This window comes from Maricaulis virginensis (assembly GCF_027922185.1).
Taxonomy (GTDB): Bacteria; Pseudomonadota; Alphaproteobacteria; order Caulobacterales; family Maricaulaceae; genus Maricaulis; species Maricaulis virginensis.
Genome location: NZ_BSFE01000006.1, coordinates 25,204 through 45,305, shown reverse-complemented (window position 1 = coordinate 45,305; position 20,102 = coordinate 25,204). Strand labels below are relative to the sequence as shown.

The 20,102-nt window shown below is 65.3% G+C and carries 19 protein-coding genes; 13 read left to right on the top strand and 6 right to left on the bottom strand.

What is annotated here, in order from left to right:
* Window positions 1-21 precede the first annotated feature (21 nt).
* Window positions 22-894, bottom strand: coding sequence for an SDR family oxidoreductase (locus PKE71_RS11425; protein ID WP_271187107.1), 873 nt, complete (start codon window positions 892-894; stop codon window positions 22-24).
* 70 nt (window positions 895-964) lie between these two features.
* Window positions 965-1,531 carry a winged helix-turn-helix domain-containing protein gene (locus PKE71_RS11420; protein ID WP_271187106.1) on the bottom strand — a complete coding sequence of 189 codons (567 nt, stop codon included), beginning with the start codon at window positions 1,529-1,531 and terminating at the stop codon, window positions 965-967.
* A gap of 54 nt (window positions 1,532-1,585) precedes the next feature.
* On the opposite strand from PKE71_RS11420, the gene PKE71_RS11415 reads away from it, so the two are divergent.
* From PKE71_RS11415 to PKE71_RS11385, 7 genes are all read left to right on the top strand, one after another.
* Entirely contained in the window at window positions 1,586-2,587 is a 1,002-nt protein-coding gene (locus tag PKE71_RS11415; RefSeq protein WP_271187105.1) for a S41 family peptidase, read from the top strand.
* Window positions 2,588-2,795: 208 nt separating this feature from the next.
* Complete coding sequence (sdhC, locus tag PKE71_RS11410; RefSeq protein ID WP_271187104.1) at window positions 2,796-3,188, top strand: succinate dehydrogenase, cytochrome b556 subunit; 393 nt, start codon at window positions 2,796-2,798, stop codon at window positions 3,186-3,188.
* Between the two features lie 2 nt (window positions 3,189-3,190).
* Entirely contained in the window at window positions 3,191-3,568 is a 378-nt protein-coding gene (sdhD, locus tag PKE71_RS11405) for a succinate dehydrogenase, hydrophobic membrane anchor protein (RefSeq protein WP_271187103.1), read from the top strand.
* A gap of 15 nt (window positions 3,569-3,583) precedes the next feature.
* Window positions 3,584-5,371 carry a succinate dehydrogenase flavoprotein subunit gene (gene sdhA / locus PKE71_RS11400; RefSeq protein ID WP_271187102.1) on the top strand — a complete coding sequence of 596 codons (1,788 nt, stop codon included), beginning with the start codon at window positions 3,584-3,586 and terminating at the stop codon, window positions 5,369-5,371.
* A gap of 3 nt (window positions 5,372-5,374) precedes the next feature.
* Entirely contained in the window at window positions 5,375-5,800 is a 426-nt protein-coding gene (locus tag PKE71_RS11395; RefSeq protein WP_271187101.1) for a DUF3052 domain-containing protein, read from the top strand.
* Window positions 5,801-5,812: 12 nt separating this feature from the next.
* A complete protein-coding gene (locus PKE71_RS11390; RefSeq protein WP_271187100.1) occupies window positions 5,813-6,592 on the top strand; it encodes a succinate dehydrogenase iron-sulfur subunit in 780 nt (259 codons plus the stop codon).
* A gap of 135 nt (window positions 6,593-6,727) precedes the next feature.
* Window positions 6,728-7,849, top strand: coding sequence for an FG-GAP repeat domain-containing protein (locus PKE71_RS11385; RefSeq protein WP_271187099.1), 1,122 nt, complete (start codon window positions 6,728-6,730; stop codon window positions 7,847-7,849).
* Between the two features lie 429 nt (window positions 7,850-8,278).
* Here PKE71_RS11385 and PKE71_RS11380 read toward each other — a convergent pair whose 3' ends face one another.
* Window positions 8,279-9,127 carry a 1-acyl-sn-glycerol-3-phosphate acyltransferase gene (locus tag PKE71_RS11380; RefSeq protein WP_271187098.1) on the bottom strand — a complete coding sequence of 283 codons (849 nt, stop codon included), beginning with the start codon at window positions 9,125-9,127 and terminating at the stop codon, window positions 8,279-8,281.
* A gap of 145 nt (window positions 9,128-9,272) precedes the next feature.
* On the opposite strand from PKE71_RS11380, the gene PKE71_RS11375 reads away from it, so the two are divergent.
* Both PKE71_RS11375 and PKE71_RS11370 read left to right on the top strand, forming a co-directional pair.
* The gene (locus PKE71_RS11375; protein ID WP_271187097.1) at window positions 9,273-9,920 is read left to right on the top strand and encodes a hypothetical protein; all 648 of its coding nucleotides are present in this window, start codon (window positions 9,273-9,275) and stop codon (window positions 9,918-9,920) included.
* A 120-nt stretch (window positions 9,921-10,040) separates the two neighbouring features.
* Window positions 10,041-10,388, top strand: coding sequence for an ArsR/SmtB family transcription factor (locus PKE71_RS11370; RefSeq protein ID WP_271187096.1), 348 nt, complete (start codon window positions 10,041-10,043; stop codon window positions 10,386-10,388).
* Between the two features lie 21 nt (window positions 10,389-10,409).
* Here the strand turns inward: PKE71_RS11370 and PKE71_RS11365 are convergent, their stop codons facing one another.
* Window positions 10,410-11,180, bottom strand: a complete 771-nt coding sequence (locus PKE71_RS11365) for a hypothetical protein (RefSeq protein ID WP_271187095.1) — start codon at window positions 11,178-11,180, stop codon at window positions 10,410-10,412.
* A gap of 139 nt (window positions 11,181-11,319) precedes the next feature.
* The gene (locus PKE71_RS11360) at window positions 11,320-14,751 is read right to left on the bottom strand and encodes an autotransporter domain-containing protein (RefSeq protein ID WP_271187094.1); all 3,432 of its coding nucleotides are present in this window, start codon (window positions 14,749-14,751) and stop codon (window positions 11,320-11,322) included.
* Window positions 14,752-14,951: 200 nt separating this feature from the next.
* On the opposite strand from PKE71_RS11360, the gene PKE71_RS11355 reads away from it, so the two are divergent.
* Window positions 14,952-16,451: a CoA-acylating methylmalonate-semialdehyde dehydrogenase gene (locus PKE71_RS11355; protein WP_271187093.1), complete on the top strand. Its 1,500-nt coding sequence runs from the start codon at window positions 14,952-14,954 to the stop codon at window positions 16,449-16,451.
* Window positions 16,452-16,478: 27 nt separating this feature from the next.
* Here PKE71_RS11355 and PKE71_RS11350 read toward each other — a convergent pair whose 3' ends face one another.
* Window positions 16,479-16,865, bottom strand: coding sequence for a hypothetical protein (locus PKE71_RS11350; protein WP_271187092.1), 387 nt, complete (start codon window positions 16,863-16,865; stop codon window positions 16,479-16,481).
* A 259-nt stretch (window positions 16,866-17,124) separates the two neighbouring features.
* On the opposite strand from PKE71_RS11350, the gene PKE71_RS11345 reads away from it, so the two are divergent.
* From PKE71_RS11345 to zapE, 3 genes are all read left to right on the top strand, one after another.
* Window positions 17,125-18,267, top strand: a complete 1,143-nt coding sequence (locus tag PKE71_RS11345; RefSeq protein WP_271187091.1) for an iron-containing alcohol dehydrogenase — start codon at window positions 17,125-17,127, stop codon at window positions 18,265-18,267.
* Complete coding sequence (locus PKE71_RS11340) at window positions 18,264-18,692, top strand: acyl-CoA thioesterase (protein ID WP_271187090.1); 429 nt, start codon at window positions 18,264-18,266, stop codon at window positions 18,690-18,692. The genes PKE71_RS11345 and PKE71_RS11340 overlap by 4 nt, the downstream gene beginning before the upstream one ends.
* 138 nt (window positions 18,693-18,830) lie before the next feature.
* Window positions 18,831-19,967 carry a cell division protein ZapE gene (gene zapE, locus PKE71_RS11335; RefSeq protein ID WP_271187089.1) on the top strand — a complete coding sequence of 379 codons (1,137 nt, stop codon included), beginning with the start codon at window positions 18,831-18,833 and terminating at the stop codon, window positions 19,965-19,967.
* Window positions 19,968-20,102: the final 135 nt, after the last annotated feature.

The following is a 20,102-nucleotide window of genomic DNA, read 5'->3' as shown; positions in this document are numbered from 1 at the left end:
GCGGGGCAAGCAAAGCGCGCGCTAGCGGTATTTGCGCTGCAGGCCGACGCGTTTGGCCACCATATTGTCGACCAGGCGGTCGGGCAGGAGTTTGGGCAGGGACCAGTTGGTCAGCCGCTGGGGCACGATGGCATAGCGCAGGCGCGGCTTGTCCTCGGTCAGCGAGCGGAAGACGCGGTCGGCGATCTTTTCCGGCGGGAAACCCTCCGGACCGTTTTTGGCCATCCAGCCGCGAATGCGCAGCAGGGCGTCATAGAAGCGCGTCTCGCGATAGGGCTCGGCGTCGATCTCTTCGGCCTTGGCCCAGATCGGTGTCGCCACCGCGCCCGGCCCGAGCACCACGACCTGGATCCCGTACAGCATCAGCTCGCGGCGCAGCGCCTTGGACAGGCCCTCGACGGCGTGTTTGGAGGCCGAGTAAGGGCCGAGGAAGGGCGCGGCCATCTCGCCGGCGACCGAGGACATCATGACGATGCGGCCCGGTCCGCCTTCCAGGCTCTCATCCACGCCGAGCAGGGGGCCGAAGGCCTGGGTGACGCGGACAATGCCGGTGACATTGACGTCCATCTGCTGCTGGAAATCCTCCAGCGGCACGTTCAGCATCGGACCGGCCACGGCGATGCCGGCATTATTGACCAGCCCGTCCAGCGTGCGCCCGGCGAGCGCTGTGCGGACCGTCTCCGCAGCGGCCTGTACGGTGGCGGTGTCGGTGACATCCATGATCAGCGGGATGACGGCCTCGCCCAGCTCGGCGACCAGGCGTTCGCCGTCGGCGGTCTTGCGCACGCCGGCAAAGACCCGCCAGCCCTCGGCAGCCAGCCGGGCTGCACAGGCATGACCGATCCCGGTCGATGCGCCGGTGACGACGGCGGTGCGTTGCGGTGTCGTGGACATGCAGGCTCTCCTCTGGGCAACAGCGATCAATCTAGGCCGTGCCGATGAGAAAGCCAGCCGGGTGTGACGCTCAACGCTCGCCTGTGACCTCGACCTCCCAGTTCTGCGGAGGATTGGACAGCCAGTCTTCCAAGGTCGGGGCGGGTTCTCTTCGGATGAGGAACAAGCCGGTTATTGCGGCACAGGTGATCAGCAGCGCTGTGCGCCACCCGAAGCGCCATTGGCGGGACTCAGCGGCGGTCAGGGCGGGTTCCGTTGCGTCGGCCGTGAGCGGCCCGATAATGCGATAGCCGGCGAGCCGCTCGGTCCGGATGTAGCGGGGTGCACGTACGGAATCGCCCAAGGCCTGGCGCAAGGTGGAGATGGTATTGTGCACGGCGTGTTCGGAGACGTGGGAGACCTGCCAGACTTCCCGCACGAGTTCTGCGCGGCCAACGGCACGGTCGGCATGTGCGCACAGATAGCACAGAACGCGCATGGGCAACGCCTGCAAATGGATCCGCGTCTCACCGTCGGAAAGCGACCGGTCTTCGGGATCGACCCGCCACGTGCCGAGCCGGAAGGCATGCTGTCCTGCACCCGGGCAGGCGCTGCGAGGGTGGCCGGATGAGGTTTGATGAGTTTGGGACCGGGGCATCGCACCGCACTATCCGGGTAGTTTGCCCGTCCTTCAAGTTCAGGTGTCCCGATCATGCTCATCCCCGTCCTGTCTGCCCTTTTTCTGTCGTCGATCGCACCAGCAGAGCCGTCCTCCTCCTTGGCCCGGGCTGACCGCCAGGCAATTGTCGAATCCCTGTCGGAGGCGATTGATGCCTATCACTTCTCGCCCGACGTGCGGGCGCGGTACCGGCACAGTCTCGAGACGATCGACATCGCGCAGGCACCTGCCGGGCCCGCCCCATTCGCGCTGTTTCTGCATCGCCGCCTCCAGGCTGTGGAGGCGGACGGCCACATGGGGGTGTACGGCCCCGACCGGACAGCTGGAATTCTCGGCACAGCCGAGTTTCGCGATGAGGAATCCGCGCATGTATCCGGCGAGCCGTCTGATCTGCAGGGTCCGGACGGCGACGCGATTGAGCAGGGCCGGTCGACTGAACAAAGCCTGCCGGAAGTGGCGCCGGGCATACGCCTATGGCGGCTGGAGGACTTCTCCACCGACACGCTCGACCGGGCCGGCATTGAATCGCGATTGGGTGCGCTGCGATCCGGCGAGGCGCTGATCCTGGACCTCCGCGACAACCGGGGCGGCGAGGCCAGGCTTTTCCGCTGGATGGCGGGCTGTCTGTTCGCCGAGCCGACACCGGTTTATGCGATCGAGATCCGCATCGCCGAGGGTTCGCAGCTGACGCGGCGTGGCGCCACGCCCTCCGCGGCATGCCGGTCTGCTGCTGACCGACCGATGGCTGTTCTGGTCAACGGGATGACGGCGTCGACGGCGGAGCTTGCCGCTTTCGTGCTGCAGGCGCGCGGTCGCGCGCGCATCATTGGCAGCCGGACCTATGGCGCCAGCCACGCCGCTGAATTCTATCCCCTGGCGCACGGGTTCGGAGCGATGATTCCGATCGGAAGAACGTTCGATCCACTGACGGGCGATGACTGGGAAGGTAACGGGGTTGTGCCCGACCTGCAGGTTGACCCTGACGGGGCCTTGGACGCCGCGATCGCCGATCTCGCCATCCGCACCGGGCCCTAGCGGCTGCCGCCCGGAACGTGTTCCCAGCTCGGTCTCGATGAGAACGATTCCGAACAACCCGCCGGAATGTCTGGATGTTGTCAGCGGTAAGCGCTGTGTGCGTTGACCCTGACACTTTGCGGCCTATTGTGCTGCACAATTACTGACATACCGCTTCGACGGGGGCGTCGGACGCGGCTTATCCGGATAGTTATCGAAAGGCTGCCTCATGGCTTCCGACTGGTCTGATCCGCGTCCCATGTCGCCGCACCTGCAGGTCTGGCGCTGGCACGCGACGATGGCGTCGTCCATTCTCCACCGCGCAACCGGGATCGCCAATTATATCGGCGCCGTCGCCATTTCCGTCTGGATCATCCTGCTGGCTTTCGGAGCCGAGGGCTGGGTGGCTTTCCTGTTCGAGGGCTGGATGGCCTGGGTGACGCGCTTCGGCCTGATCGTCCTGACCTATTGCATCAGCTATCACTGGCTGAACGGGCTGCGCCACCTGGTCTGGGATTTCGGCAAGGGCTACGACCCGGCCGGTTCCAACCTGCGCTCCTACCTCATCATCATTGCGGCGGTCATTCCGACGGCCCTTCTCTGGCTGAACCTGGGAGCGTGAGCATGAGCGATTATCGTACGCCCGCCTCGAAGGTCCGCGGTCTCGGCGCATCCGGGCACGGCGCGAGCCACTGGATTTCCCACCGCATCACCGCGATCGCGCTGTTCTTCCTCGCCCCGGTCTTCGTGTGGATGCTGGCCATGTCCGGCGCGCCGGACCCGCTGGCCACGCGCGCCTTCCTGGCCTCGCCGGCCGGCGCCATTGTCACCCTGCTGACGCTGACCGCCGGTCTCGCCCACATGCGCACCGGCATGCTGGAAGTGATCGAGGACTATATCCACAAGCCCTTCACCAGGACGCTGCTGGTGCTGGGCAACACTTTCATCGCGGCCGGGCTGTGGCTGATCACGGCCTTCGCCCTTCTCAAGCTCGCTCTGTAACGGACACGAAACACGATGGCCGAATACAACTGGATCGATCACACCTATGACGTCGTGGTCGTCGGCGCCGGCGGCTCGGGCCTCCGCGCTGCCCTGGGCGCCTCGCAGGCCGGTCTGAAGACTGCCTGCATCACCAAGGTCTTCCCGACCCGCTCGCACACCGTCGCGGCGCAGGGCGGCATCTCCGCCTCGCTGGGCAATATGGGCGAGGACGACTGGCGCTGGCACATGTACGACACCGTGAAAGGGTCGGACTGGCTGGGCGACCAGGACTCGATCGAATATCTGTGCCGCAACGCGCCGGAAGCCGTGTACGAGCTGGAACACTGGGGCGTGCCCTTCTCGCGCACCGAGGACGGCAAGATCTACCAGCGTGCCTTCGGCGGCATGACGCGCAATTACGGCGAAGGCCCGGTGCAGCGCACCTGTGCCGCCGCCGACCGGACCGGCCACGCCATCCTGCACACGCTGTACGGCCAGTCCGTGCGCAACGAGACGGAATTCTTCATCGAGTATTTCGCGCTCGACCTGATCATGGACGATGAGGGCGCCTGCCGCGGCATCACCGCCTGGAAGCTGGACGATGGCACGCTGCACCGTTTCCGCGCCCAGACCGTGATCCTGGCGACCGGCGGCTATGGCCGCGCCTATTTCTCCGCCACTTCGGCGCACACCTGTACCGGCGACGGCAATGCCATGGTGCTGCGCGCCGGCCTGCCGCTGCAGGACATGGAATTCGTGCAATTCCACCCGACCGGCATCTATGGCGCCGGCTGCCTGATCACCGAGGGCGCCCGCGGCGAAGGCGGCTATCTGACCAATTCGGAAGGCGAGCGCTTCATGGAGCGCTATGCGCCGTCCGCCAAGGACCTGGCCTCCCGCGACGTCGTCTCGCGCTCGATGACGATGGAGATCCGCGAGGGTCGCGGTGTCGGGGCCGGCAAGGATCACATCCACCTGCACCTGGATCACCTCGATCCGGACATCCTGCACGAGCGGCTGCCGGGCATTTCCGAAAGCGCGCGCATCTTCGCCGGTGTCGACGTGACCAAGGAGCCGATCCCGGTGCTGCCGACCGTGCACTACAATATGGGCGGTATCCCGACGAATTATCACGGCGAGGTTCTCACCAAGGTGGGCGACGATCCCGATGCGGTCGTGCCGGGCCTGATGGCTGTCGGCGAAGCGGCCTGCGTGTCGGTGCACGGCGCCAACCGCCTGGGTTCCAACTCGCTGATCGACCTCGTGGTGTTCGGCCGCGCGGCCGGCCTGCGCGTCGGCGAGACGGTGACGGCGGGCGCAAGCCAGCCGGAGCTGAAGGCCACGGACGGCCAGCTCTCGCTGGACCGGCTGGACAAGTACCGCAATGCCAAGGGCGGCACGCCGACCGCCAAGCTGCGCCTCGAGATGCAGCGCGCCATGCAGAACAATTGCGCGGTGTTCCGCACCGGCGAGGTCCTCAATGAGGGCGTCGAGGCGATCAAGCAGGTCTATACCGGCCTGCCGGACATCTCGGTCACCGACCGCACCATGATCTGGAACACGGATCTGATGGAGACCCTGGAGCTGGACAATCTGGTCAGCCAGGCCGCGGTGACGGTGAACGGGGCGGCCAATCGCGAGGAAAGCCGCGGCGCCCATGCCCGCGAGGACTTCCCGGACCGCAATGACGAGACCTGGATGAAGCACACGCTCGCCTGGTGCGACGACAAGGGCAATGTGAAGATCGACTACCGCCCGGTGCACACCTACACGATGTCCAACGATATCCAGTATATCGAGCCGAAGGCGCGGGTGTACTGATCGATGGCTGCGACCGCCGGATATTCGGGGACGCCCCTGCCCAAAAAGCTCGGTCTCAAGGACGGGCAGGCGGTGGCGTTTCTCGGCCTGCCGGCGGAGCTGGACGATCTGCGCTCGGCCGCCCTGTTCGCGCGCGAGCAGGATCGGGCGGAGGCCGGCGATGCACTCGATTTCGTGCACTATTTCACCAGGGTGCGCGCCGAGTTCGAAACCGATCTGCCGCGCCTGCGCTCGGCGATCCGGCCCGACGGCATGATCTGGGTCTCCTGGCCCAAGAAGGCGTCGAAAGTGGCGACCGACATGACCGAGGATGTGATCCGTGAGGTCGCCCTGCCGATCGATCTGGTCGATGTGAAAGTCTGTGCCGTCACCGATGTCTGGTCCGGCCTGAAACTGATGATTCCGCGCGACAAGCGCGCCGTGAACTGAACGAGGACCCTCATGGTTCAGCTGACACTTCCCCGCGGTTCCCAGCCCAAGAAGGGCAAGACCCACGCGGCACCGGATGGCGCCAAAAATACGCGCACCTTCCGCATCTACCGCTATGACCCGGAAGCGGGCGGCAATCCCACCTGGGACACCTACAAGGTGGACATGGACGATTGCGGGCCGATGGTTCTCGACGCGCTGATCTGGATCAAGAACAATGTCGATTCGACGCTGGCCTTCCGCCGGTCCTGCCGCGAGGGCGTGTGCGGCTCCTGCTCGATGAATATCGGCGGGCGCAACACCATCGCCTGCACCTCGGGCATCGACGAGTATAACGGTACGATCACCATCTCGCCGCTGCCCCACCAGCCGGTGGTGCGCGACCTGGTGCCGGACCTCACCGATTTCTACGCCCAGCACGCCGCCATCAAGCCCTATCTGAAGACCGATACGCCGGCGCCGGAAAAGGAATGGAAGCAGAGCCCCGAAGACCGCGAACAGCTGGACGGGCTCTATGAGTGCATCATGTGCGCTTCGTGCTCCACGGCCTGCCCGTCCTACTGGTGGAATGGCGACAAGTATTACGGCCCGGCCGCCCTGCTGCAGGCCTATCGCTGGCTGGCCGACAGCCGCGACGAGGCCAAGGGCGAGCGCCTGGACGATCTCAACGACCCGTTCAAACTCTATCGCTGCCACACCATCATGAACTGCGCCCAGGTCTGCCCGAAGGGTCTCAACCCGGCCAAGGCGATCGGCGAGATCAAGAAGATGATGGCCGAACGCGAAGGCTGACCGCCTCCGCATCGCCGCGAACAATCAACCCCGCCGGTCTTGCCGGCGGGGTTTCTTGTGTCCCGTCCAAACTGTAACTGGCCGCCGCCGGTTCGTGCCTCTAGCGTGCAGCGAATACGAGGGAGGACTGAATTCGTGAAACACACCCTGACAGCCGCGAGCCTGACGGCGTTATTGAGTGTGCCGGCCCAGGCCCAGAGCGAGGCCTTCTGGCTTCATCCCTATAACTTCTTCGGTGCCGAAACGGCCCTGACGGCCTCGGTCAATCTGGGCGATCTGGACGGGGATGGCGATCTCGACGGGTTTGCCGTCAATGGCCGTCACTGGATCCAGCAGGACGAGGTCTTTCTCAATAACGGCATGGGTTTCTTCCGCTCGGCCCGCGATGCCGGCCCGGACCGTGCGACCGGTTACGAGGCGGCGCTGGCCGATCTGGACGGGGATGGCGATCTGGACGCGGCCATTGCGCGCGACCTCCTGCCGGTCCTCCTGCTCTTCAACGACGGTGAGGGCCATTTCGACGCGGCGCGCGAGACCGGTCCCGTCGCCCAGGCACGCAGCATCGCCGCGGCCGATCTGGATGGCGACGGTGACAGCGATCTCGTCCTGGTCCAGCGCGGCGAGGCCAATCGCTACTTCCTCAATGACGGCACGGGCAATTTTGCCGATCCCGTTGAGCTGCCCGGCGAATACCAGACCATCCAGGTCGCAATCGCCGATCTCGATGGCGACGGCCATGCAGATCTCGTCTTCTCGAACCGCGGCGGCGAGGGCGTGCCGGTGTATCGCGGCCGGCCCGGTGGCGGTTTTGCTGCGCCGGACATGCTGGGGGCGGCGCTTGAGATGGAGATCCGCGCGGTCGCCGTGGCGGACATCAATGGCGACGGGCATGCCGACATTCTCGCTGGCGGCATGGAAGCGCAAAGCGTGATCTTCGAGAATGACGGCATGGGCGGTTTCGGCACCAACCGGCGTTTCGGTGCGCAGAGCGACGTGGTCTTCGGCCTCGACACCGCCGATTTCGACCATGACGGACGCCTCGACATCGCCATCGCCAATTCGGAAGTCGCCAACCGCGTCTATCTCAACCGGCCGGACGGGTTCGAGACGGTCGAGATCGGGGCCGATCCGGTCGACAGCTATAATCTCTGCGTCGGCGATCTCAATGCCGATGGCTGGGCAGACATCGTCTACGCCGTCTCGGAAGGCTCGAACTATACGGTGATCAACCGGTTCGACCGGTTGTCGGGGGAATAGGCGGGTGCTCTGGTATTTTGGGGGGCGGCGTACTATAATACCGGAGTGAGGACGAGCCTTTCGGCCCGCCCTCTTTCCTAGATCATGATGAAGACCCGGAAACGCACTAGCCAGGTGGTCCGGGTCTTTTTCATGTCCAGGGTGATGCAAAGCGGAAAAATCCACATATCACCACCTCCGGTTTGAGAGCGAGGCTGTTCGCCACAGCCGGGGCGGCCTGTCCTCCCCGGGTGCGCCGCTGGCCCGGCGCTGCTGCTTCCGCTCTCAAAACAGGAGCGGGCAGGCTAACACAAATACAATCAAAAGTCGTGTTTCGGTATTCTGCGCCTAGGAGCGTGATCAGGTGAAGTGGAAACGGGTTCACCGGTTCGATGACGCGACCGCTCAGGAGTCTGGAGCAGGAGCGATTCCGCAGGAAACGATTCTGCTCTATGTCCGCCAGGCCATCTGCTCGCAGATTCCCCGGAACATATGGGTCACCTGGGCATCCGTACCGTCATCCTTGCCGACGGTGATCGGCCGGCCGAATTGCAGGCGATACTTCGCGCGGCGCTTGTCGATCAGGCCCTGGAAGACGGTCATGTCCTTGAGCTCCTCATTCACCTGCGCCAGGGCGTAGTAGAGGACCGGCATGCGCTGGCGCACGGCAAGGGGCACAACGGGCGCGTTGAACTTGCGGGCCAGGCTGATCGCGGTGGGGTGCCAGGGCTTCTCCATCAGACGCCACTTCGCCCAGCTCCATTCCGACATGCGGCCGGACGGGAAGATCACGATGCAGCGGCCGTCCTTGAAGGCCTCCATGGCCCGGCGCAGCACATCGCGGCTCTGCATGCGCGAGCGCTGGGTGTCGCGCCATTCCACCGGAATGATGCGGTCCTCCAGACCGGGACAGACCCGCAGCGCATCGCGATTGGCAAAGTAGAGCATGTCGGGACGGCGGGCCTTCAGCGCGTCCCACAGGGCTATACCGTCGGCGATCCCGCCGGGATGATTGGCCACGACCACGCAGGCCCCCTCGGCAGGAACATGGTCCAGCCCGTCGGTGTGTACGGCCAGATCGAGATAGTCCGACGCCCAGTCGAGGCAGTCCGTGCCTGACAGGTCCGCGATGGCATCGGCCATGTAGACGGCACGGCGGTAACCCAGGAGCGGATAGCCGATCGACTTGACGGCCGGCCAGAGCGGCGTGCCGATGAGGCGCGGTGCCCGCTCCTCGATCAGCGCATCGACGACATGGCGGGCATCTTCGGGCAGGGGAAAGTCGGGGCTGGAATCCATGACGTCACGAAAGCGCCGAACGCGATCCGGCGCAATGGAAAATGCCGTTCACATCCCAAAGGGTTAACGCGTTGTTTACGAATTGGCCCGGCGCTTGCGAAGGCGGTGGCAGGGATTAACCCCTTGTTCACGAACGGGACACGCCATGACCGCAACCCTGACCCTGCCCGCCGGCAAGATGCGCAAGCTGGGCACGCGCCGCGCCCGCATCCAGGACGATGTGACGGCCGACTATCTCGCCATGGTGGTCAAGCCGGGTGACCGGACGATCCAGATCGGTGCAAGCGATCTGGGTGCGGTCTGCCTGCAGCGCGGGGCGCGGCACGAAATCGTGGCGCCGGTCGCTGCCATTGAGTCCCTGCAGGCGGTCTGCGAACGCCGCGGCATTTCCGCCGATGCCCTGCGTGGCGGCCTCGCGGCCCGCACGGACGCCGGGGAGCGCCCGATCGATGTCGCCATTTTCGGCGCCGAGACCGGCTTCCCGGCGATGGCCGCCAACTGGCGTCACGTGTCCTCCTCGATGCGCCAGGGCGGTGTGCTGATCCTCGTCGGGGCTGAGCGTGGCGCCGGTGCCCGTCTCGCCGATGCGCTGGCCATGGACGAGGCCTGGGTGCTGCAGGAGCGCCGCTGCGGCGATGCAGCCGTGTTCCGCAAGGCCATGCCGGTCGACAATGCGCGCACGATGAAATCCCTGTCGGCCGCGGGCCAGCCGCACCGGCGCGCCCGCGGGGTCAGCCGCTTCCCGCTGGCCGGCCTGTTCGACCGGATCCTGCGTCCGCGCCCCGCACGCTGACAGGTGAATTCAACGGTCTTCCGGGCGGGCGAAATTTCGCCCGGACGTTGATATGCGTTGTCGCAAAACTTTCATCGAACCTGAATGCAGCGGTCACGGACGCGGTCTAACCCGTTCCGCATGACCGCTCGTGACGCTGTTTCCGGCTTTGCCGCCCTGTCCCATCCCGTCCGCCTGGCGCTGTTCCGCACCCTGTGCGATCAGGCGCCGCAGCGCGCGTCTGCGGGCGAACTGGCGCATGGCTTCGACATTCCGCCCTCGACCATGACCGGCCATCTGCAAACGCTGGAACGTGCCGGCCTGATCAAGGCCGAGCGCCGCTCCCGTTTCATGCTCTACTCGCTGAACCCGGAAGGCACGCGCCGCCTGGTGCGCTACTTTGTCGACGAGTGCTGTCACGGCCGTCCCGAACTGACCGGGACCGACGAAGAGGCGGCTGCAGCAGCCGCGCTGATGGAAGCGTCCTGAGGCCCGACCGAAGGCCGGACGTCAGCGTGTGTGAATCGCGCGGTCATCCGGCTCGGCCCAGCCGCCGCGCCCGCCACCGGGCCCCCCACCTTGTCCCCCGTCCTGACGCGGACCGCCGCGTCCGCGCCGGCTGCCATCGCCGCGCTGTCCGTTCTCGCTACCGGTGCGCAGAAAACGCGCGCATTCCGCGCCTGTCTCGTGTCCCGCCAGCGGAATGATCGTGAAACCTGCAGCGCGTTGTTCCGAGGCGCTGATCGCTGTGTCGCCGAGATGTTCGGCCAGGCTGGTCTCGACAGCATCATCCAGCCGGTCGATGCCGTAGACGCGTTCACGCGGATTGTTGCGATAGACGGCTGCCCAGTAGGCGGCTTCGGCAAGGGCGTCCTCGTTTGCGATCTCGAACAAGGCCTCTGCCAGGCCGGCCTGCGCCGCAGGCCAACCCGCCTGGGCCGCGGCGGTCATCCGCTCGAAGCCTTCGGTCAGGAGATCGTCGCGCAATACGGCAGGCGTTTCCTCCGACCGGGCGAGCCGGAAGGCGCTGTAGCCGGCCAGATACTCGGCGATCTCGAACCCTTCGCCGCGGGAGGCGACACAGCGCAAGACCGGCAGGGCGTCGGCGTAGCGGCCCTCATCGACCAGGCGCGCGGCCTGGGTAAACCCGCCATCGCGCCCGCCGCCAGCCTGGCCGCCCGGCCCCCCGCTCATCGGCCCGCCGTGCGGCGGACGATCCGCCGATGCACAGGCGGCGAGCACGATCAGGGCGAGCGGGGCGAAGCGGGCTATGGGGGGCAAGGGCGCGTTCTCCGGTGGGACATCCGGATTGCTAACGCCGCCAGGTGCGCGAGTCCGTCGCGTGGTGCGCATGCAGCAGACAGAAAAATCCCCGGCCTTCGAGAGAAGACCGGGGACAATCTGTGCCGGACTGAACGGATCAGAACGGCATGGAGTAGGAGAGCGTCGCGCCCTGGACGTCCAGATAGTCGCGATTCATTTCGGTCCGGTAGGCAAGGGCGAGCGTCGAGCCATTGTCGAATTCGTGCTCGACGCCGAAGCTCGCCTCGATCCAGAACGTGTCGAGCGAGATATCGCCGGCAGTGCCGAAGCTGACCGACGGCGCGCTGGTGAAGGCTGCGCTGTAGTACTCGCTGCCATCACCCAGTTCCTGGGCCACACCGAGATAGGCGATGGGGCGCCAGTTCGAGGCGCTCATCACGAAGGCCGTGCCGAGACGGGCGATAAGGCTGTCGGTATCGCGTGCGGCGACATTGAGGCTGGCGGCGCCGGCCTGGGTGGTGAAGGCGTCGAAGTCGAAGGACGCGTATTCCAGGCTGGCCGTCGGGATGATCCGCATTCCGGCATCCGCGCCGGAGAGATCATACTCGAACGTGATGCCGCCGCCGGTGCTGGACGCATCGTTCTGGGCCGTCGAACCGGTGCCCATGCCGCCCAGATTGACGGCGCGGATAGCGTCGTTCTCGATCTCGGCGGTATTCAGGAAGCCGGTGAGCGACATGCGCTCGCCGCGATAGCTGGCAAAGGCCGAGATCTGTGCTGTTTCGGCATCCGTGCGGATCCGGCCCAGCGTGTCGGGCGCGTCCGACTCGCTGTTTGCCAGACCCAGGGCGAGGCCGGCCGACCAGCCGGAGCCCAGCGCCGCTTCCACACCGAGCAGGGTGAAGTGACCATTGAGATCGGCTTCGCCCGTGCCGTAGATGAGTTCGGCCGTGCCGTGCAGCAGACCGATATCGCCGAAGAAACGAACCCCGCTTTCGCGGTCCGCGCCGCCTTCCCCGACGCCCAGCACGCGCCGGAAGAGCGATTTGGCGCCGCCGAGTGACTGCGTGTCGGCAAAGCCGTTGATCTGGCGCTCGGCTGCGTTTAGGGCTGTGTTCAGTTCACCGGCCGTACCGCCGAACTGCCCGCCCAGCTGACCCATCAGGGCCGCGTTCAGCGCTCCGACATGGGTGCGGGCCGTGCGGTCGAACATCACGGCCTCGTAAGGTGCCAGCGAGTCGAAGGCGCTGCTCAGCGTGCTGCCGCTGAGAAGGTCGAGCGGGCCGTAAAGGTCGGCCAGCGCGTCATAATCCGTGTCACGGGCGTCATCGAGCGCTGCCGCCAGATTGGCCTGGAAGTGGTTGGTGAAGGTGGTCTGGGTGAAGAAGTCCTGGGCCTCGAGCGAGAAGCTGGCCTGGCCGTTGGAATAGGTCACCACCGGACGCAGCACGCCGGGCAGGTCGATCGCCTGGAATTCGCCGATCGTCGTGCCGATCACCGACAGGAAGGTGCCGCCATCGCCGTAGCGGGGAAGATCGCCGCCCAGCGGGACGAAGCCGAGACCGCCGGCGAGCGAGGCATCGCCGCTGACGCGCAGCAGGTCGGTATTGTTGGCATCGTATTCGATCACCAGCAGGCCCGCCGAGGACTGCACATAGTCACCGGCAATGCTCAGCGTGCCGGTATCGCCGACCGCGCCCGGATTGATCGTGCCGGCAATGTTGAACAGCGTGCCGCGCTGGAAGGTGAGATTGCCCTGCAGCAGGTTCGGCTCGAACAGGGTGACCAGGCCGGTGCCGGTCAGCTGGCCGCCCCACAGGACGAGCTCGCGCGACAGGAGGTGACCGTCGACATTCAGCCAGCCGGCAAAGACCTCGGTATTGATCAGCGAGAACATCTGGTAACCGTCGGCGATATCAAGCGCCGCACCGCTGCCGCGGATGGTCAGCTTGTCGATCTCGACATTCATGTCGAGGGTCGTGGTGCCGGCCGCATCGAGCGTGACCTCGAAGAACTGGGCCGGATTGTCGAACTCCGTACCGATAATGCCGTAGAAATTGTCCGGCACGAAGCCGGTCGAGCCCGGGCCGGTGAGCGGACCGTTGGCATTGATGCCGGCATTGAAGGGATTGCCGTCGGCATCACGCCAGCCGAGCATGTTGAACGCATCGGCGACGCGTCCGCTGGCCATCATGTCGAGGAAGCTCCAGTTCTCGGGCATCCCCGTACCGGTGGCGTCGTCGCCGCCATCATATTCGCCGATATCCGTGTCGATGACATCGCCCCAGATGGGCCGGGTGCCGCCGACGCCCTCTTCCGGCGTACCGGGCAGACCGTTCACGATCTCGCCGTCGCGATAGACGAAATAGTTCGGGTCGAGCGTCTGGACCCAGTGGCCCGGATCGCTCCACACGCCGTCGCCGCCCACGGCGGAGACGTATTTGTAGGGATTGTTCTCGGAAATGAAGTCATGCACCGAGAACAGCGGGTTATAGTAGCTCACATCGCCATAGGTCTGGCCCGAAGCACTGAAGAAGCCGGGCAGGAAGCCGCCGGACAGCACGCCGAGGATGAGCGGATTGCCGAAGATGTTCATCGCCATCAGCGGGCCGCCGGAATCGCCGCCGCCTGTGCCGACTTCATTGTCGAGCGCACCGCCGGGGAAATAGTCGATGCTCGGGCCGGGCAGGAGAACGGTGTCGCCGTCCAGGATCACGCCGGAGAAGCCGTCCCAGTCGGTACAGGTGATGGAGCCGCCATAGTTGAAGATCGGATCCGGGCCCCGCGTACACTCGCCGGTACGTCCGGGCAGATCGAAATCGGTCCAGTAGAGGAGCTGATTGCCCGCGACAGAGGGGTCGCCGGCAGCGCCATTCTGGGCCAGGGCCTGGAAGAAATCACTCTGCGAGGCGAGCAGGCCGAGCATGTTCTCCCCGGCGCGGCGCTTGCCATTGATGCTGCCTGCACCTGTGGAGCCGGGGTGGAAGGTGCCGTAGCCGATCTGGTTGACCAGCACGCCCTCCTCCATGACCTCGTTGGGGATCGGGCTGAACAGCATGCCATAGGTCGGCAGGGTGTAGAGCGGGTCCAGCAGGGCCAGCATCGCCACGTCGGACGCCGGGAAACCGAACCCGTCAACGGCGCCGTCCGGATGCACGATCGTGTCGACAGCGAAGGTCAGGCCGTTGAGATTGTCGATGAACTGGGTGCCGGTGCCGAGCCAGTTGTTCAGGGCGTCGAACGTGTCCGGGCCGTAGGCGACGATCGGCACAAAACTTCCGCCGAACCCGTAGGCTTCCGAACTCAGGTCGTTGAAGCAGTGGGCAGCGGTCAGCACGGTGCGCGCATTCACCAGCGAGCCGGTACAGTTGAAGAAGACCGAACCGGAATTCTGGTCCCAGAGATAGATCTGGACCACCCCGTCCCAGCCGATGGCGAAGTCCTGCGAGCCTTCGTCGCCGACATCGTCGCGATAGGGAATGGCGCTGGCCGGGGCGACCGCAATTGCCGCGCAGGCGGTGGCGAGTGCTACAGCAGAGGCGGTGGAGGTCATCAGCGACCGCCAGGACCGGGTGCTCGGTTCTGTCATGATATGTATCCCCTCAGGTTGATTCCGCGTGGCTTGCGCGTCGCCGCGCAGATTAGAAAACCGGACGCGAAACGCAACCAGCCTGTGCGCACGCAGCCGTCGGCGCGTGCCTGCCTCGACACGCCCGCCTGCACATACTAAGTCAGCGCCAGAACGGACGGCGGCAGACCGCCCGGCATTCATCCATCGGGAGTGAGATCATGACGCGCGAAATCCACCACTTCATCGACGGCAAGACCTTCAAGGGGTCGTCCGGCCAGTTCGGCGACGTGTTCAATCCGAATACGGGCGAGGTGCAGGCGCGCGTCCAGTTTGCCACACCCGGCGAGGTCGCAAAGGCTGTCGAGACCGCCAAGGCCGCACAGATCGAGTGGGCCGCGATGAACCCGCAGCGCCGCGCCCGCGTGCTGATGACCTATAAATCGCTCGTCGAAGCGGAAATGGACGAGCTCGCCCATCTCCTCTCCTCCGAGCATGGCAAGGTGATCGCGGATGCCAAGGGCGACCTGATCCGCGGTCTGGAAGTGATCGAGTTCGCCTGCGGCGTGCCGCACCTGATGAAGGGCGAATACACCGAGAGCGCCGGCACGGGGATCGATGTTTACTCCATGCGCCAACCGCTGGGCGTGGTCGCGGGCATCTCGCCGTTCAACTTCCCGGCCATGATCCCGATGTGGTTCATGGGCATGGCGCTGGCCACCGGCAATGCGATGATCCTGAAGCCGTCCGAGAAGGACCCGTCCGTGCCGGTGCGCCTGGCCGAGCTGATGATCGAGGCCGGCCTGCCCGAGGGCGTGCTGCAGGTCGTCCATGGCGACAAGAGCGCGGTCGACGCGCTGCTGCACAATGACGACATCAAGGCGGTGTCCTTCGTCGGTTCGTCGAACATCGCCCATTACATCGCCCGCACCTGCGCCGAGCAGGGCAAGCGCTTCCAGGCGATGGGCGGGGCCAAGAACCACGGCATCATCATGCCGGACGCCGACATGGACCAGGTCGTCACCGATTTCCTCGGTGCCGCTTTCGGCTCGGCCGGCGAACGCTGCATGGCGCTGCCGGTTGCCGTGCCGGTCGGCAAGGACACGGCGGACGAGTTCGTGGCGCGTATCAAGGCGGAAGCGGCGAAGCTGCGGGTTGGCATTTCGACGGATTCCGATGCCCATTACGGTCCGGTCGTCTCCTCGGCCCACCGCGCCTCGATCGAGAAATGGATCCAGACGGGTGTCGACGAGGGTGCCGAGCTGTTGCTCGACGGCCGCGGCTTCGAACTGCAGGGTCACGAAAAGGGCTTCTTCATCGGGCCGAGCCTGTTCGACCATGTGAAGCCGTCGATGACGTCCTACCAGGAAGAGATTTTCGGGCCGGTGCTGCAGGTCGTGCGCGCCGACAGCCTCGACGAGGCGGCACACCTGCCGTCTGAACACCAGTACGGCAATGGCGTGGCGATCTTCACCCGCAACGGCCTGGCCGCGCGCGAGTTTGCCAAGAAGGTCCAGGTCGGCATGGTGGGCATCAATGTGCCGATCCCGGTGCCGGTGGCCTACCACTCCTTCGGTGGCTGGAAGCGTTCGGCCTTCACCGACACCAACCAGTACGGCACGGACGGCATCCGCTTCTTCACCAAGATCAAGACGGTGACCCAGCGCTGGCCCACCGGCGATATCGGTGACCAGGCCTTTGTCATCCCGACGATGAACTGATCCGCTGATCGGGTTTGCGCGGGCGCTTTAACAGGCGTCCGCGCAGCTCTGTGCCCGCAGCCAGTCCAGCGCTTCTGCGCGTCCTGCGAAATAGCCGGCCGAGTCGGGAAGCTCGCCGACATGGTCGCGCACACGCGCGAAGTAGGTCTCTGTCCAGCGCGTCGGACAGACATAGGCGACCGGCACGCTCGTGCCGATTGCGAGCAGGAAGCTCTCGATCAATTCGCCGGAGAGAAGGGGAGAGACCTGGCGTTCGGTATCGGTACTGTCGGCGAGGATGGCGGCGACTTCGCCAGCCTCGACCATTTCACGCACCCGTTCCGTTGCCCAGCCGGCCTCGCGCCGCGTCACATGCCCGTCGGACAGGATTTCCGCGAAACGCCCGTTCTCAATCAGGTTCACCCTGATCGTCATACTGCTACACCCATACACATATTATTGTTCTCAAGTCTGGAGGTTACGAACGCCGTTCGCGTGTCTCCAGTATTTCAAAATTAGCCTCGCCGGATGGAACGGAAAGGTCCACACCGCTTCTTCGAACAGGTAGTCAAGGTTTCGCGAAAACAGGGTCTTGCACCCGGCGGCCACCATCCGGTCTTGCCAAGCGCGTGCTGAAGCTCGACCATGTGAGCGACTGCAGCATACCGTTAACTGTAACTGGGAGTTGCCAGCCATGGCATCCTTCGATTTCCGCACCGTTCCGCACATTCATTCGGGCCCGGGCTCGGCCGGTCGTCTGGCCGGTATCGCGGCGCCGCTGATCGGTGCGCGAAAGCGGATTTTCCTGGTTACCGACAAGGGTGTACGAAATCTCGGGCTGCTCGATGCGGCCGTCGCGGGACTGGAAGAGGCAGGCCTCATCGTCGCGATCGATGACAGCGTTGTCGCCGACCCGCCGGAAGACCGGGTTCTTGCCACGGTTAATGCGGCGCGCGAATTCGGTGCCGAGCTGGTGATCGGTTTCGGGGGCGGGTCGTCCATGGACACCGCCAAGCTGGTCGCGCTTCTGCTGGGCACGGACCAGCCCCTTGCCGACATGTATGGCGTCAACAAGGTGCGCGGCAGCCGGCTGCCGCTGATCCTGATCCCGACCACGGCGGGCACAGGCTCCGAAGTGACACCGATCTCGGTGGTGACGGTGGGCGAGACATCCAAGATGGGCGTCAACGACCCCGCGCTCTATGCCGATCTGGCCGTGCTGGATGCCGCGCTGACCTATGGCCTGCCCCGCGCGGTGACGGCCGCGACCGGTATCGATGCCATGGTCCATTGTATCGAGGCCTATACCTCGAAGATCGAGAAGAACCCGATTTCCGATGCGCTGGCGCTGGCCGGCCTGAAAAAGCTGCACGGCGCGATCGAGCGCGCCTGTACAGACGGCCAGGACACACAGGCCCGCGAGGACATGCTGCTGGGCGCCCTGCTGGCCGGGCAGGCCTTTGCCAATGCGCCCGTGGGCGCGGTGCACGCGCTGGCCTATCCGCTGGGCGGAATTTTCCACGTACCGCACGGCCTCTCCAACTCGCTGATGCTGCCGCCGGTGCTGCGCTACAATGCCGATGTTGCCGATCCGCTCTATGCCGAGATGTCGGCGCATATCGGCCTGAAAAATCCCGGCGCGGTGGCCCTGGTCGAGGAAATGGAGCGCATCGCGGAGGCCGTGAAGATCGAGACGCGGCTGAGCCAGGTCGGCGTCAGTCACAATGATCTGCCGCGCCTCGCCGAAGATGCGATGAAGGTGCAACGCCTGCTGGTCAACAATCCGCGCGAGATGACGCTGGACGCCGCCCGTGCCTGCTACGAGGCCGTGCTGTGATCGAGAAACGCGCCCGCCCCGCCTATCCGCGCGTCCGGGCGATCCCGACGCGCTGGGCCGACAATGACATCTATGGCCACGTCAACAATGCGGCCTATTACGGCTTCTTCGACACGGCGGTGAACTGTTTCCTGATCGAGGAAGCCGGCCTGGATATCCAGGGTGGTCGCGTTATCGGTCTCGTCGTCGAGACGGGCTGCAACTATTTCGCGGCTCTGGCCTATCCGGAGACGGTGGAGGCAGGGGTGCGTGTGGCGCGGATCGGCAATTCCTCGGTGACCTACCAGATCGGCCTGTTCCGGGAAGGCGAGGACGAACCGGCGGCCCAGGGGCATTTCGTCCACGTCTATGTCGATCGCGACACCCGTCGCCCGGTCAGCCTGCCCGACAAGATGCGTCAGGCCCTGGAGGCGATCCATGCGTGAGGTCGAACGCCCGGCCTGGCTGTGGGCAGCGATTGCGGCGACGCTGGTGCTGGGTGTGCTTGCGCTGGTGCGGCTCTGGCCGGCGGGCTGAGCCTTGCCCATTGACCTTCGCGGTCGCAGCACCCAAGCCTTGGCACCATGACAACACCGCTCGATCTCTGGCGCCAGCGTGTGGACGCGGGCAGCCTGAACCCCGACCCCGATCAGGAGCGGGCGGCAGCGGCATTGAGCGCGCTGTCGGGCCGGCTCGAGGGCTGGAAGCCGGGGGCGAAATCCCTGTTCGGCAAGGCGAAACCGGCCCCCAGGGGGCTCTATCTCTGGGGCGGCGTCGGGCGCGGCAAGTCGATGCTGATGGACCTTTTCATCGAGACCGCACCGGTCGCGTCGCGGCGCCGGGTGCACTTCCACGAATTCATGCAGGGGGCCCATGCCCGCATCAATCGCTGGCGCAGCCTGTCGAAGGCCGACCGCCGCCGTCAGCCGGAATATGTGAAAGGCGCGGGCGAGGATCCGATCCCGCCGGTTGCGCGAAGCCTGGCAAGCGAGGCGCGCCTTCTCGCCTTTGACGAGTTTCACGTCACCGATATCGCCGATGCCATGATCCTGGGCCGGCTGTTCGAACACCTGTTCGCCGAGGGCGTGGTGATCGTGGCGACCTCGAACCGGCATCCCGACGACCTCTATCGCGACGGCATCAATCGCCAGCTTTTCCTGCCCTTCATCGACCTCCTGAAGGACAGGCTGGATGTTATGGAGCTGGATGGCGGTGTCGACCACCGCCTGCGCCAGCTCGAGGCCGCGCCGGTCTATTACTGCCCGCTCGGCGCCGATGCCGATCATGCGATGGACCTGGCCTGGGAACGGCTGACGTCGGGCGCGACGCCGCAACGCTGTACGCTGGACGTGCAGGGGCGCGAACTGGTCGTCGAGCGCGAGGTGGCCGGTGTGGCCCGCTTCACCTTTCCCGAACTGTGCGCGCGGGCGTTGGGGGCGGGCGACTATCTCGCCATCGCCGGGCGGTTTCACACCGTCCTGCTCGACCGCGTACCGAAACTCTCCCCGGACAAGCGCAACGAGGCCAAGCGTTTCGTCACGCTGATCGATGCGCTCTATGAAGCGCGGACCAAGCTGGTGATGAGCGCCGATGCCGAGCCGGACGAACTCTACCCCTCGGGCGACGGGGCGTTCGAGTTCGAACGCACGGCCTCGCGCCTGATGGAAATGCGCACGCATCAATACCTGGCGGCCGAGCGGGCCGGGGAGATAGCGGAGTAAAGCGCGTGTTCCCGCTTTGCTTCTTTTGATTCGAACGACAATTTTCTTGGTGTCAAGACGGATTATATAAACATGTAACGCATTGATAATGTTGCTAAATATGAAGGTTGCGAGTGTTATATTTATAGTCTATAA

What these genes read in the sequence shown, in the direction of transcription:
- PKE71_RS11425 (WP_271187107.1), bottom strand. Translation starts at nt 894, where the DNA reads ATGTCCACGACACCGCAACGCACCGCCGTCGTCACCGGCGCATCGACC.
- PKE71_RS11420 (WP_271187106.1), bottom strand. Translation starts at nt 1,531, where the DNA reads ATGCCCCGGTCCCAAACTCATCAAACCTCATCCGGCCACCCTCGCAGC.
- PKE71_RS11415 (WP_271187105.1), top strand. Translation starts at nt 1,586, where the DNA reads ATGCTCATCCCCGTCCTGTCTGCCCTTTTTCTGTCGTCGATCGCACCA.
- sdhC (WP_271187104.1), top strand. Translation starts at nt 2,796, where the DNA reads ATGGCTTCCGACTGGTCTGATCCGCGTCCCATGTCGCCGCACCTGCAG.
- sdhD (WP_271187103.1), top strand. Translation starts at nt 3,191, where the DNA reads ATGAGCGATTATCGTACGCCCGCCTCGAAGGTCCGCGGTCTCGGCGCA.
- sdhA (WP_271187102.1), top strand. Translation starts at nt 3,584, where the DNA reads ATGGCCGAATACAACTGGATCGATCACACCTATGACGTCGTGGTCGTC.
- PKE71_RS11395 (WP_271187101.1), top strand. Translation starts at nt 5,375, where the DNA reads ATGGCTGCGACCGCCGGATATTCGGGGACGCCCCTGCCCAAAAAGCTC.
- PKE71_RS11390 (WP_271187100.1), top strand. Translation starts at nt 5,813, where the DNA reads ATGGTTCAGCTGACACTTCCCCGCGGTTCCCAGCCCAAGAAGGGCAAG.
- PKE71_RS11380 (WP_271187098.1), bottom strand. Translation starts at nt 9,127, where the DNA reads ATGGATTCCAGCCCCGACTTTCCCCTGCCCGAAGATGCCCGCCATGTC.
- PKE71_RS11375 (WP_271187097.1), top strand. Translation starts at nt 9,273, where the DNA reads ATGACCGCAACCCTGACCCTGCCCGCCGGCAAGATGCGCAAGCTGGGC.
- PKE71_RS11370 (WP_271187096.1), top strand. Translation starts at nt 10,041, where the DNA reads ATGACCGCTCGTGACGCTGTTTCCGGCTTTGCCGCCCTGTCCCATCCC.
- PKE71_RS11360 (WP_271187094.1), bottom strand. Translation starts at nt 14,751, where the DNA reads ATGACAGAACCGAGCACCCGGTCCTGGCGGTCGCTGATGACCTCCACC.
- PKE71_RS11355 (WP_271187093.1), top strand. Translation starts at nt 14,952, where the DNA reads ATGACGCGCGAAATCCACCACTTCATCGACGGCAAGACCTTCAAGGGG.
- PKE71_RS11350 (WP_271187092.1), bottom strand. Translation starts at nt 16,865, where the DNA reads ATGACGATCAGGGTGAACCTGATTGAGAACGGGCGTTTCGCGGAAATC.
- PKE71_RS11345 (WP_271187091.1), top strand. Translation starts at nt 17,125, where the DNA reads ATGGCATCCTTCGATTTCCGCACCGTTCCGCACATTCATTCGGGCCCG.
- zapE (WP_271187089.1), top strand. Translation starts at nt 18,831, where the DNA reads ATGACAACACCGCTCGATCTCTGGCGCCAGCGTGTGGACGCGGGCAGC.